Raw genomic sequence first — 13,022 nt, forward strand, 5'->3', positions numbered from 1 at the left:
TGTCTTTGTAACTATATTATATATATTATATCAGAGAGGAAGATGGAGGAAGGGGAAGCTGCCATCTAGCCTTTTGCAGCCGGGCGCACCGGAAATATTCCTTCGATTTTATTGAGCGGGAACAGAATCCGGGAGGGGAACTTCCCTTTGGCCTGAACTTCGACGAAGTCGGTTCCGATCTGCACCAAACGGATATCGGCAAAGGCATTGCCGGTTCGAAACGTCGTGCGCAGGCCGACTCGAACGGTACTGGCAGGTGCTTTAATACCGAACACACGAATGGATTGAAGGCTTAGAGGTACAAATAATTCATTTTGCACCTGAATAAAATTTCTTTTGAATACCCGCTGAATCTTGCCCGGTTCAAGACCGAGGCCTTCGCCGTTGATTTCAGCCAACCGGCCTGTCAACTGAGCCAGCCGCTGCTGCAGCGATATATTTCTGCTAAGCTTAAGTATAGACAAGGAGCATCCCTCCGTTACATTGGTTTGCTCTATTGTATGAGGCGACATTTGGGCCGGTGAGAAGCCTTAGGAGGGTTCTTGCCGATTGGATTTAGAGGGTAAATCCCCAAATTCCGGCAAAGATATAATTATGAGGCGCATATCCGCGGATGAACAGGTTTTTGGAACATCTGCAAGAAAAGGAGAACTAATGAAGAAGGATTCAGCAAACTCGAGAGCGTGGGCCTTTGAAGGCCCGAGTATCCAAATCGATCCGTTATTTCCTTATTATCAAAACCGTACCGAAGACAGCGTGGCCGAGGAAATACAGCTTTCCGGCTACCGTACCGTCCATTACTTTGTCGTAAACGAAACCCGGATCAACGAGAAATTAATCCGCTGTTTCCATGACAGGGACATTGCGGTTTGGGCGCTTGTCATTGGAAACGGAACCTTTGAAACCTCGCATCTGCCGTCGGAATGGCCCGCTTGGAAAATGGGGCTGCTGAAGGAACTTAGCGATGGGTTCGAACGGTTTTCCCCCTTTTCGGAAGCATATGTGCAGTGGAAAAAGGAAGCCGTATCCCGAATGCTGCAGCAGTATCCATTTGACGGAATCGAGATCGCCGAGCCGTATTTTCCGGAATGGGACGGAATCCGGCGCGGGGTGTACGGGGATATCGGACCGGCGGCGAAGCAGGCTTTCCATGAAAAATACGGGCTATCCATTCCCGAATTTGCGAACAGGTTCGCGGCAAATTATTATAAGAAAATTCCGGATGTTTACGCCAAATGGATCGAGTTTCGCGTCGACGCCGTTAATGCACTTATCGATGAAATTATCAATGGCAGCGGCGGAGCGCGCGCGGTTCGCGCGGACATTTTGGCCGCGACCTGGTCTTTGGCTGTAGATGGTGGCGCCGTATCCACCCTGAGGCTCAAGGAATGGCAGGGGCTGGATGCGATCTCCATGATCGAAAAGGTGAAGCCGGACCTGCATGTGCTTCAGACCCATTGGCCGGATTGGATGAAACGCAATCTTAAAGCGGAGTACGCCGGGACGTACGAAAGTTTCGCGGCGCCAATCCGTGCGGCTTTCCCGGGGCTCCCGCTTGGAATACAAGCCGATGTTGGATCAAAGGCCAATATGATGAAGGGCCGCAGCTGGCTGAATCAGTTCCAGAATACGGTGTATGATTTGGGTTATCATACCTGGACTGCATATGAATATCATCTGGGCGGGTATATGTATGAAGAGCCGCCGGTACCGCTAACCGCCGTCATCCAGGAAGAAGCGGAGGTTGTCGTTTCCTTTAGCAAACGGCTGGACCCCGGCTCGACCGGCGTTATTGTGGCGAAAGCGGATGGAGAGGGAATCCCGGCGCTGGAAAGCAAGGTGGATGGCAATCGGCTGTGGCTCCGATTTCGCCAGCTGCCGGACAGCCGCCCGTTTTATATCGAGTTTCGCGACGCGAAGGATACGCCGACTTTGTGGTATGTCAAAGGGAGAAAGGCGAATGACGTGCCGCGGGGAACTCGTTTTCCCGTCTTTTGAACATCCCGGCATTGCCGGTCATGAAGATATTCCTTCATTTAATGGAACTTTCTCGGCCACATGACGGAAAGTCCTCGGCCAGCGTGATGGAATGTTCCCGGCCAGCATGATGGAAAGTCCTCGGCTTGCATGACGGAAAGTTTCCGATCAGCATGACGGATCATCCTCGGCTAGCGAACTGGGAACTATAGCGTTGAGAAGTTTCAGGATTTTCGAATCCGCATATAAGAAAAAAGCATAACGGACACCATGGCCGCTAATTCGCAAAAAATAGCGATTTTCAAATTTTAACGGACACCTCAGCGCTTAATAGCTGCAAATCATCACAAAAAGGGCATATTTCACTAAATAGCGGCAGCTGTGTCCGTTAGAAATCAAAATGGATGAATTTACCCTTTTTAGCGTCCGTAGTGTCCGTTAGAGATGGAGCGAGCTCCAGCTTGACATCGTGCTGTTGCGCAGTATATCCGTATGCACGGCAACGGCATCGTGCTGTTGCGCAGTATATCCGTATGCACGGCATCGGCATCATGCTATGCGCAGTATATCCGTATGCATGTCATCGGCATCATGCTGTCGCGCAGTATATCCGTATGCACGGCATCGACATCATGCTGTCGCGCAGTATATCCGTGCACGGCATCGGCATCATGCTATGCGCAGTATATCCGTATGCATGTCATCGACATCGTGCTGTTGCGCAGTATATCCGTATGCACGGCATCGGCATCATGCTGTTGCGCAGTATATCCGCCACGCATGGCATCGAGCTATCTCGCAGTATATCCGCCATCCACCATCAGACTTGTCCCGGTGATAAACGATGCATCGTCGCTGGCAAGGAATAAAACGGCTTTGGCTATTTCCTCGGGGCGGCCAAGCCGGCCGATCGGCTGCAGATCAATCAGCTTTTGCACCTCTTCCGAAGGGAGTACCTTCATCAGAGGCGTTTCGATATATCCCGGACAGACCGCATTTACGCGGATGCCTTTATTGGCATATTGAATGCCGAGGGTTTGGGTAAGCATAACCACCCCGGCCTTGGCGGATCCGTAGGCTGTTACCCCGGCTTTGGCCGCATGTCCATGGATGGAGGCCCCATTGACGATCACGCCGCCGGTTCCCTGCTTCAGCATCTGGATCAGGGCATATTTATCGGCCAGGAACACGCCCGTCAGATTGACATCCAGCGTGCGCCGCCATTTTTCCAGCGACAGCTCATCAGCCGGATCATCATTGGTCACGGCCGCATTGGCGAACAGGATATCGAGCTTGCCGTAAGTTTGGACAGTGCGTTCGATCAATTTCTGAATGTCCTCTTCAACCTTGACATCAACCTTCTCGTATATGGCCTGATAACCGTCCTCCTTTAGCCTGTTCGCAACTTCCTGTCCGGCTTCGGAAAAATCGGCAATAACCACGGAAGCCCCTTCCTGCGCGAACAGCCGCGCCGTAGCTTGTCCGATTCCGCCCGCCGCACCAGTGATGACTGCTGTTTTGCCGGATAATTTCATACCTATCAACGCTCCTTCATGGACAAAAATGGGAGTGGCCTCATTAATACTTTCTCTTATAATTTCCCATTTTTCTAATCATATCCTGAGATCAAGACGGGTTGATTTTTATGGTATACATGTGTTACATTTATATTGTAAACAATTTAATTTTATAAAATAAAAATAGCCGACTGAAACAAAATAAACGGCAAAACAATGGAGGTTTAACCAGATGAGCGTATATTCATTTAAAGCGAAAAATATCCGTGGCAAGGAAGAATCCTTGTCGCAATACGAAGGAAATGTACTTTTGATCGTCAACACGGCCAGCGAATGCGGTTTTACGGCACAATACTCCGATCTTCAGAAGCTTTACGAAAAATATAAGGACCGCGGATTCACGATCCTTGGTTTCCCTTGCAATCAATTTGGCGGGCAAGAGCCTGGAAGCAACGAAGATGTGAACACCTTTTGCCAGATCAATTACGGTGTAACATTCCCTCTGTTTGAGAAAACAGACGTACGCGGGGAAGGCAAACATCCGCTTTTTGCTTACCTGTCTGAGCAGGCCCCATTTAAAGGGTTTGATCCAAGCAATTCGGAAGCCAAGATGCTGTCCGCTTTTATTGAAAAAGAGCAGCCCGAGCTGATGGAAGGCAATGATATCAAATGGAATTTCACCAAATTCCTGATTGACCGCAAGGGAAACGTGGTGAATCGCTTCGAATCGCCGGTAGGACCGCTTGAACTCGAACCAGCCGTTGAATCTTTGCTGTAATAACGTGGTTCCCGTTCATCAATAAGAATGTCTAACATTCAGACATCAAAATTTAAGGTGTTTTCAAGGTTATTTTCATCTAATTTTAAGAAAGGACTTCTATAATTCTATCCATACCCCTTTTATAATATATTGCTTGATACCCTGGAGTCCGCTGCTTCAGGGTATGTTTTTATTTCCGTACAATTGAAAACACCCCATAGAGATGCGCTTTAACAAGCTTCCCTATGGGGTGTTTCTAATAGGCTGGAACCCGTCAGCCTAATTTGTCTTTTTGATAATAGATTAAAGTTTGCGAGGCTTACTCGCCTAGTTCTTTGCCTAGTCCCTTCAAGAAACGCAGCCCAAATCCGATCGCCCGGTTTACGTCAGGATCCTTCAGCGCGCCCAGGAGAGAAAAGATGGTTAGCTTCTCTTCCTGCGGCTTGCCTGCTTCCTCCAGCCCTTTGGCTATGCCGGTGAGCAGCTTTGCGGTATGCTCCGGATTGATGGCGGAAAGGGCGCCGGCTGCTGCGATCCCGTTGTTGATGATGTTGGTGACTTCGGGACGATTTGCCTGATGAAGGGCGATTTCAGCCACTTTTGCTTTGGCTTTAAGGAGTGCTTCCGTCGCTTCCAGGATACCGCTGCCGTACAGCTCGTTCAGCACATCGATCGCTTTGTCGATCGCTTGTTCATGTTCGACCACGGAATCTTTTAATTGTTCCAGGGACTGCTGCTTTAATTCTTCTTCGCTGAGTACGCGTTTTTTAATCATCGAAATCGGTTCTGCCATCTTTATACCACCTTTCCTTAATCGACCAGAGAAACATAACCCGGACGTTTCCATTTGCGCTCAACCTCAACGCCGTTTTGCGGATGGCGTTTCTTATTGCGCGGATTGGTAAGCGGAAGCGGGCTTGTTCCCTTGATGTTCAGGATCTGCATCCGGACTTTCGTCTGTTTAAAGGCAGGCGTATTGGTTCGTACATCCACCGCGCCTCCGGTTAGGAGATTGACCGCATTTTCGTGGCTGGCGGAATGCATCGGTACATACACCTCGTTGCGGTGTACTCTGTCCGTTACCAAAGCTTTCAGCTTAATCGCGCCGTAAGGCGAGTCAAGCCGTACCAAGGCTCCGCTTTCGATGCCGCGTTCCGCGGCAAGCTCAGGCGATATCTCCACAAATACTTCCGGCAGCTTCAGGTTGATGCCATGCGACTTGTTCGTCAGGTTGCCTTCATGGAATTGTTCCAGAAGACGGCCGTTGTTCAGGACGAGATCGTATTCGGCAGGGAATTCCACCGGCGGAACGTAGTCCACGAGCGAGAAGCGCGCCTTTTTATCAGGAAAATTGAATCCGTCCGTATACAGAAGCGGCGTGCTTTCCCCGGTCGGGGAGCCCCAGAAGAAGCTGCCCCAGCCTTCCAGCACCTCATAATTTGCTTTGGAGAAAAACGGCGTCAAGCTGGCCATTTCCGCAAAGATTTCGCCCGGATGGCCGTAATTCCAGTCAAAGCCAAGATATTTGGCGATCTGGGTCGTAATCCACCAGTCCGGTTTGGAATCGCCCATCGGCTCCAAAACTTGATAAAGACGCTGCACGCGGCGTTCCGTGTTGCTAAAGGTGCCATCCTTTTCCAAGGAAGGGCAGGCAGGCAATATCACGTCGGCAAACTGGGCGGTCTGGGATAAGAAGACGTCCTGCACAACCAGGAAATCCAGCTTGCTGAGAAGATTCTGCACGTGGTTGGAGTTGGAATCAACCCAGGCCATGTCTTCGCCTACCAGGTACATCCCTTTGAGTTCACCGCGTTCGATCGCATCCAGCATTTGGATGTTGTCCATGCCCGGTTTCGGCGAAATGCTTACGCCGTAAGCCTGCTCAAAACGGGTGCGCGCTTCATCATTGGATACATGCTGATAGCCAGGCAGCCACGGCGGCAGGGTTCCCATGTCGCAGGCGCCCTGCACATTGTTATGGCCGCGGAGCGGATATGCCCCCGCACCCGGGCGCATGTAGTTGCCGGTGGCCAGCAGCAGGTTGGAAATCGCCGCGGATGTATGGGATCCGGCGACGTTTTGGGTTACGCCCATTCCCCAGCAAATGGCCGTTCCGTCAGCCTCATGGATCATGGTCGCAATCTCGATCAGTGTTTCCTTGGAGATGCCGGTTTCTGCTTCGGCATATTCCAGCGTGAATTTTTCAAGCAGCTTTTTATAATCTTCAAAATGATGCACATGATCGCGGATAAAAGCATCGCTATGCCAGCCTTGGTCGATCATGTATTTCGTTACGGCGGTCAGCCATACGAAGTCGGTGCCTTGTTTCGGACGGATAAAGATATCCGAACGCTCGGCCATCTCGTGTTTGCGCAGATCGGCAACAATCAGCTTTTGTCCATGCAGTTTATGGGCACGTTTAATGCGCGTCGCCAGTACCGGATGGCCTTCAGCAGGGGCGCAGCCGATCAGGATGACCAGTCCTGCCGCAGCAATATCCTTGATGGTGCCGGCATCGCCGCCGATGCCGACGGTGGACATCAGGCCGTCCGAAGCGGGTGATTGGCAGTAGCGGGAGCAATTGTCGACATTGTTCGTTTCGAACACCTGGCGCGCCAGTTTTTGAATAAGGTAGTTTTCCTCATTGGTGATTTTGGACGAAGAAATAAATCCGAGCGCGTTTGAGCCGTATTCTTTTTTCATCCCGCCGAGCCGCTTCGCAACCAAGGAAAGCGCTTCATCCCAAGTGGACTCCACGAAAGCGTCACCCTGGCGAATGAGCGGAGTGGTGAGGCGTTCTTCGCTGTTGACGAAATCCCAACCGAATTTACCTTTGACGCAGGTCGAAATCGCGTTGACCGGCGCATCATGGGAAGGCTGGACCTTCAGAATCTTCCGGCCTTTGGTCCAAACTTCAAAGGAGCAGCCTACGCCGCAGAATGTACAAACCGTTTTCGTTTTACGCGTTCTTGTGTCGCGCATGGCGGCTTCGATTTCAGAAATGGCAAAAATGCCGCTATAACCGGGCTCTACTTCCTTGACCAGATCGATCATCGGTTCCAGAACCGGCTTGTCGATTCCGGTCATAAAGCCCGCTTCGCCCAGCATCGATTTTTCCATCAGCGCGTTACATGGGCAGATCGTGACGCATTGTCCGCAGCTGACGCAAGAGGAATCGTTGATGGATACCCCGTTGTCCCATTTTACGCGCGGAATGTCGGCTTCCCAGTCGATGGAAAGCGTCTCATTGACCTGAAGACTTTGGCAGACCTCAACGCATTGTCCGCAGGCGATGCATTGGTTCGGATCGTAACGATAGAACGGATGGGACATATCGACCTCGGAAGGGTCCACTTTTGGCCGGTACGGATATTTTTGATGTTCGATCTCCATCATTTCCGCCGTATTATGCAGCTTGCAGTTGCCGTTGTTGTTGTCGCAAACCGTGCAGTACAGCAAGTGGTTTTCCAAAATCCGGTCCATCGCTTCCGTTTGCGCTTCTTTGGCTCTGTTCGAGGAAAGCTGGATGTCCATTCCGTCCTCCGCTGCCGTGGAACAAGCCCGCTTCAATTTGCCGTTAATCTCAACGATACATGTATCGCATGTTTGGATCGGGTCGACCTCGGGCACGTAACAAATTTGTGGGTGCGCAAGGCCCGCAAGGTTAATTGCCTCGATGACCGTCATGCCCTTCTTCACTTCAACGTTTTGTCCGTTCAAAGCAATTTTCACAGTTTCCTGACTCACGAAATAACCCCATTTCCCCAATTTTTCTCGATAACGGAACATTGACCAGAGAAAATCCGTTCTTTTGCAAGTGCATTCAAAAATGCCCATAAACAAAAAAACCCACTAAAACCGGTCCGCTAGTTCTGGTACGGAAGGTTGTAGTGGAGTAACCGATTAGCAATGGCCTACTAAACTGATCATTCCATTATGATGTCAAAAACGGTATCTTGCCATGATTATACTACTTCCATGCGCGAAAAAACAAGGTTGAATTATTCTGTACAATCTAACTAAGATTTAGTATAGTGTTAAACTTGTGTGAGGTGATTGAGAGATGAAAAAGGAAGTTGCGTTTAATGACATCATCCGGAAAGTCAGAAAAGACACATTCGGTAAGGGACCCGAGCGCATTCATACAACCTTCGTCGAAAACATGGCGATCACCCGGATGTACGGAAATTTTACTCCGACGGAAAAGTTTATCGCACAAACGCCGGACGGCAAAAAAATGGTGCACAGCGCCAGAACGCACATGATTCAGGATTTGTACAAACATAAGGTGCCGGATGGTTTGGAAGAACTTTGCGGTTCCAAGCTCGTTCATTTGTTTAACGATGTCAAGGTGGATGAGGACATTGCTATTTCCGTTTTTGTATTCGAAAAAAATATAGAACAGGGATGATAAGCCGATGAACAGCGCGACACGTGAAAAAGAAGGCGTTATTCGCTATGAGAATGGCATGATCGGGGAGAAAACCGACCTCATCGTCACCGAACACCCCATAACCATCAAAATTAACGGCGAGGAATTTGCCACCTTGGTATGTACGCCGGAATACATTGAGGATATGGCGGTCGGTTATCTCGCTTCGGAAGGCGTCATCGCCGGGATCGATGAAATCAAGAATTTGTGGGTTCAGGAGGAAGAGGGGTTCGTCCATGCGGAAGTAAGCCGCTGGAGCCCGCTCCACCGCCAGCTTTACAGCAAACGGTACGTGACCTCCTGCTGCGGCGCAAGCCGGCAGGGATTCGTGTTTTTTAACGATGCCAAAACGGCCAAACACCTGCATGACGTGCCTGTTGAGCTATCATTTGATGACGTTTTCAGACTGGTGAAGGATATGCAGGAAGGCGCCGAAATTTTCAGCAAAACAGGCGGCGTGCACAATGCGGCTTTATGCGACCGGAACGGAATTTTGCTGGAGCGGATGGATATCGGCCGGCACAATGCGCTTGATAAACTCTATGGCTACTGTTTGAAACGGGATATTCCCATGAACGACAAAATCATTGTCTTCAGCGGCAGAATTTCTTCGGAAATCCTGCTTAAAGTCGCAAAGATCGGCTGCGGCATCATTCTCTCCAAGTCGGCGCCGACAGGGCTAGCGCTTGAGCTTGCGGAGAATTTGGGCATCACGGCCGTAGGTTTTGTCCGGGGAAGCAGCTGCAATGTGTATACTTATCCGCAGCGCATTATCGAATGCCGGAGAGATTAGTTCCAGGAATACAACAGATCCGGAGTAACCGGGTGCCTTAGGGCGCGGAAATGGAGTGAAGATCATGGAAACCAGAGATTATTATAAACGCACACTTCGGGATCTACGGATTTCCGTGACGGACCGCTGCAATTTCCGGTGCCGTTACTGCATGCCGGAAGAAATTTTTGGCCGGGAGTATCCTTTTTTAGCCCGTGACCATCTGCTGTCCGTCGATGAAACTGTCAGGCTGGCCGGAATATTTGCCGGACTAGGTGTGCAAAAAATGCGGATAACGGGCGGCGAGCCCATTCTGCGCAAGGAATTGCCGGAGATTATTGCGGGCATTGCCGGGATCAAAGAGGTAAAAGATATCGCCCTTACGACGAACGGAAGCCTGCTTGCCGGACAGGCCGGGAAGCTGCGCGAGGCCGGATTGATGCGCGTGGCGGTCAGCCTGGACGCTTTGGACGACGAAATCTTTATGCGGATGAACGGCGGCAAATCCCGCGTCAAGAAGGTGCTTGAGGGGATTGACGCAGCAGCGGAAGCGGGTTTGAAGGTAAAAGTGAACATGGTCGTGCAGAAGGGCGTTAATGAGCATGCGCTTTTGCCGATGGTCCGCTATTTCCGGGAAAAGGGCCATATTTTGCGCATGATTGAATATATGGATGTGGGTAATACCAACGGCTGGGATTGGAAGCAGGTCATCAGCAAAAAAGAGATGCTTGAGCGAATCGGGGCGGAATTCCCGCTTGAGCCGGTGGAGCCCAATTATCCAGGGGAAGTGGCTTCTCGATTCCGTTTCCTCGACGGCAAAGGCGAAATCGGCATTATTTCGTCCGTGAGCGACGCCTTTTGCTCCACATGCACGCGGGGGAGGCTCTCGGCCGACGGCATGCTTTATACCTGCCTGTTTGCAACCAAAGGCCATGATCTCCGTACACTGCTGCGTTCGGATGCGAGCGATGAAGAGATCGCGTTGCAAATCACGGATATTTGGGAGCAGCGCCATGACCGGTATTCGCTGGAACGCGAAGCGGCGAGGGAGGAACGAAGCGGGCAAGCCAAGGTGGAAATGTCCCGCATTGGCGGCTAATGACTCTTTGAACGTGAATATCATGTGAACAATCCTGGAATATTAATTATATTAAGTACATTTATTCACAATGTTGACAAAGTTAGAACGTATGTTATCATGTGATATGAAATGTTTTACAAACGTGTGGTGAAGTGGTTGTAGGTGTTGCAGCTGCTTTACTGATAACGAAAGCGCGTGATTGATCCCCCTATAGGAAACGGGTAGGGGTGTTAACCGGCACAGGTTTTTCTTTTCGTGTTCTGGCGGAAAGAAAGATTTGTGGCGGTTTTTTTGTGCTTGAGTAAACGCTTATGCAGTTTGTAGTTTCCATTGCTGCCATGCCGAAGCGGGTAAAATGGGCATGGCCGGCGCAAAAATGAAATGTTGATGGAGGAATGTAACATGTCGTCGTTTTACACACCCCAGCAAATCAGGGACATCGCCGTTGAAACCGGGGAGAAGAAGGCCAAATCCTCCCTTTCCACCGTTCTGGTTTTGGGATTTTTGGCCGGAGCGTTTATTGCTTTGGGTTTTTTGCTTGATATCCGCGTGATCGGTACGGCGCCGAAGGAGTGGGGGTCTGCTGCCGGATTTCTCGGGGCGGCGGTGTTTCCTGTTGGGCTGATCCTGACGATCCTTGCAGGCGGAGAGCTGTTGACGGGCAATATGATGACGCTTCCAATGGCATGGTTCGCGCGTAAAATCGGATTTGGTTCCGTGCTGAAAAACTGGGTGCTGGTTACGATTGCGAATTTTATCGGCTCCGTATTTGTCGCCTATTTTTTCGGTCATGTCGTAGGGCTTACTGAAGGAGCCTTCCTGGCCAAAACGTCAGCAATTGCAAACGCCAAAATCCAGGATTCGTTTGTGCAGGCATTCGTATCCGGCATCGGCTGCAACTGGCTGGTATGCCTTGCCGTATGGCTTGGGTATGGGGCGAAAGACTTTGCCGGTAAAATCGCCGGCATTTGGTTCCCGGTTATGGCTTTCGTTGCCATCGGCTTCCAGCACGTTGTTGCCAATATGTTCGTAATTCCCGCCGCTATTTTTGCCGGGGAAATGACCTGGGCAGAGTACTTCCCGAATTTCGCGGCCGTATTCCTGGGCAACATGATCGGGGGTTCGATCTTCGTGGCCGGCGCATATTTTATTTCTTACCGGCAGCCTGCCGGCGCCTCGGCTCTCTCCAAACCGCAGGAAAGTCAGAAATCCGCATAAAGCGACCGGGCGTCCAACTTCAAGGTCTGGATGAATTTCAGCACTGCCATGACAGCCGGCTCATCCTTGCTTTGCAGCAAGGAAAGATCCCGGCTGATCTTCATCCCCCGGATCGACAGTTCGCGAAGCTCGCCGCTTTCGAGCTCTTTGCGAACTACCCAGCGTGACAGCAAAGCGATGCCAAGACCGCAGGCAACGGCTTCTTTCACGCCCTGACTGCTGTTAAACACGAAGCTGCGCTTGACGGACAGGTTCCCATCCTGGATAAGCTTGTCGCTGTAAGCGCGCGTGCCGGAACCCGTTTCCCTCATGACCCACACTTGATCTTGAAGCCGGTTTATATCAACGCTTTTTTCAGCGGCCAGAGGATGATCCGGAGCCGAAATGAGAACCATTTCATCTTTCATAAAAGCCGTTACCTTAAGGTCTTTGGCATCGACTTTACCTTCAACCAGACCGATGTGGAACCGCCCGGCGCGGATATCATGCAAAATATTGTCCGTGTTGCTGATATGAACCTGGACATCCACAAGCGGATACTGATGGGCATACTCCGCGAGCACTCGCGGCAAAATATACTCCCCGATTGTAAAGCTCGCTCCCATATACAAGGAGCCGGTAACTTCATCCCGCAGCATATGAATGTCCGCTTTCGCTTCATCGTATAATGCCAAAATCTGCTGGGCTTTGCGGAATAATATTTCCCCGGCTTCGGTTAATTTCACAAGCTTCGGAGAGCGGTGCATCAGCTTGGACCCGAGCTCATTTTCCAGATTGCGGATGTGAAGGCTTACGCCCGGCTGGGACAAGTTCAGCAGTTTGGCAGCCTGCGAGAAGTTCCTCTGCTCAGCCACCGTCACAAACACTTTTAACGTATCGGTAATCATCGTGCCCCTCCTCCATTCCCTCCCAAGTCTACCCAAAACAGGTCATCGAGCGTCCGGTTCAGGGCATAACATATATCCAAACATAATTTTAATGATGGATTGTAGGCGCCTTTTTCAATCAGGCTGATCGTTTGGCGGGCGACTCCCGTTTTGTCTGCCAGCTGCTGCTGGGTTAAATCCGCTTGGATGCGAGCCATTTTCACCTTGTTCACCAAAATGCATCGATACCTCCTCGCGCATTAATTGTAACATATATTTTACATTGTGAAATATATATATTACATTTTCCAATCTCAATCATAAGTTTTCCTCATGATAGAGATAGCAAATCAGTATTTCACTTCCCGTCCTTTCAACTTTATAGTGGGATGAGACATA

General features: G+C 50.5%; 12 protein-coding genes. 6 read left to right on the plus strand and 6 right to left on the minus strand.

Annotated features, from left to right (window positions below):
• Positions 1-65: 65 nt before the first annotated feature.
• Complete coding sequence (locus tag L6442_RS07070) at positions 66-464, minus strand: hypothetical protein (protein ID WP_194232639.1); 399 nt, start codon at positions 462-464, stop codon at positions 66-68.
• Positions 465-654: 190 nt separating this feature from the next.
• On the opposite strand from L6442_RS07070, the gene L6442_RS07075 reads away from it, so the two are divergent.
• On the plus strand, positions 655-1,998 hold the full coding sequence (locus L6442_RS07075) for an N-acyl-D-glucosamine 2-epimerase (protein ID WP_212977533.1): 1,344 nt from the start codon (positions 655-657) through the stop codon (positions 1,996-1,998).
• A 770-nt stretch (positions 1,999-2,768) separates the two neighbouring features.
• On the opposite strand, the gene L6442_RS07080 is transcribed toward L6442_RS07075, so the two are convergent.
• The gene (locus L6442_RS07080) at positions 2,769-3,512 is read right to left on the minus strand and encodes an SDR family NAD(P)-dependent oxidoreductase (RefSeq protein WP_212977534.1); all 744 of its coding nucleotides are present in this window, start codon (positions 3,510-3,512) and stop codon (positions 2,769-2,771) included.
• A 214-nt stretch (positions 3,513-3,726) separates the two neighbouring features.
• Here L6442_RS07080 and L6442_RS07085 point away from each other — a divergent pair, with 214 nt between their 5' ends.
• The gene (locus L6442_RS07085) at positions 3,727-4,272 is read left to right on the plus strand and encodes a glutathione peroxidase (RefSeq protein WP_194232636.1); all 546 of its coding nucleotides are present in this window, start codon (positions 3,727-3,729) and stop codon (positions 4,270-4,272) included.
• A gap of 301 nt (positions 4,273-4,573) precedes the next feature.
• Here L6442_RS07085 and L6442_RS07090 read toward each other — a convergent pair whose 3' ends face one another.
• Both L6442_RS07090 and fdhF read right to left on the minus strand, forming a co-directional pair.
• Complete coding sequence (locus L6442_RS07090) at positions 4,574-5,047, minus strand: helical membrane plugin domain-containing protein (protein WP_212977535.1); 474 nt, start codon at positions 5,045-5,047, stop codon at positions 4,574-4,576.
• A gap of 17 nt (positions 5,048-5,064) precedes the next feature.
• Entirely contained in the window at positions 5,065-7,980 is a 2,916-nt protein-coding gene (gene fdhF, locus L6442_RS07095; RefSeq protein ID WP_373871795.1) for a formate dehydrogenase subunit alpha, read from the minus strand.
• A 337-nt stretch (positions 7,981-8,317) separates the two neighbouring features.
• On the opposite strand from fdhF, the gene L6442_RS07100 reads away from it, so the two are divergent.
• From L6442_RS07100 to L6442_RS07115, 4 genes are all read left to right on the plus strand, one after another.
• The gene (locus L6442_RS07100; RefSeq protein WP_194232633.1) at positions 8,318-8,665 is read left to right on the plus strand and encodes a Na-translocating system protein MpsC family protein; all 348 of its coding nucleotides are present in this window, start codon (positions 8,318-8,320) and stop codon (positions 8,663-8,665) included.
• 7 nt (positions 8,666-8,672) lie between these two features.
• Complete coding sequence (gene fdhD, locus L6442_RS07105) at positions 8,673-9,479, plus strand: formate dehydrogenase accessory sulfurtransferase FdhD (protein WP_212977537.1); 807 nt, start codon at positions 8,673-8,675, stop codon at positions 9,477-9,479.
• Between the two features lie 64 nt (positions 9,480-9,543).
• Positions 9,544-10,557 carry a GTP 3',8-cyclase MoaA gene (gene moaA, locus L6442_RS07110; RefSeq protein ID WP_212977538.1) on the plus strand — a complete coding sequence of 338 codons (1,014 nt, stop codon included), beginning with the start codon at positions 9,544-9,546 and terminating at the stop codon, positions 10,555-10,557.
• A gap of 384 nt (positions 10,558-10,941) precedes the next feature.
• On the plus strand, positions 10,942-11,757 hold the full coding sequence (locus tag L6442_RS07115) for a formate/nitrite transporter family protein (RefSeq protein WP_237100258.1): 816 nt from the start codon (positions 10,942-10,944) through the stop codon (positions 11,755-11,757).
• On the opposite strand, the gene L6442_RS07120 is transcribed toward L6442_RS07115, so the two are convergent.
• Together L6442_RS07120 and L6442_RS07125 are read right to left on the minus strand one after the other, a co-directional pair.
• Positions 11,742-12,644 carry a LysR family transcriptional regulator gene (locus L6442_RS07120; protein ID WP_212977540.1) on the minus strand — a complete coding sequence of 301 codons (903 nt, stop codon included), beginning with the start codon at positions 12,642-12,644 and terminating at the stop codon, positions 11,742-11,744. The genes L6442_RS07115 and L6442_RS07120 overlap by 16 nt on opposite strands.
• Positions 12,641-12,841 (minus strand): helix-turn-helix transcriptional regulator, encoded by a 201-nt coding sequence (locus tag L6442_RS07125; RefSeq protein ID WP_228101216.1) that lies wholly within the window; start codon positions 12,839-12,841, stop codon positions 12,641-12,643. Before L6442_RS07125 ends, L6442_RS07120 begins: the two co-directional genes overlap by 4 nt.
• Positions 12,842-13,022 lie beyond the last annotated feature (181 nt).

The organism is Paenibacillus azoreducens, assembly GCF_021654775.1.
Taxonomy (GTDB): Bacteria; Bacillota; Bacilli; order Paenibacillales; family Paenibacillaceae; genus Paenibacillus_AQ; species Paenibacillus_AQ azoreducens.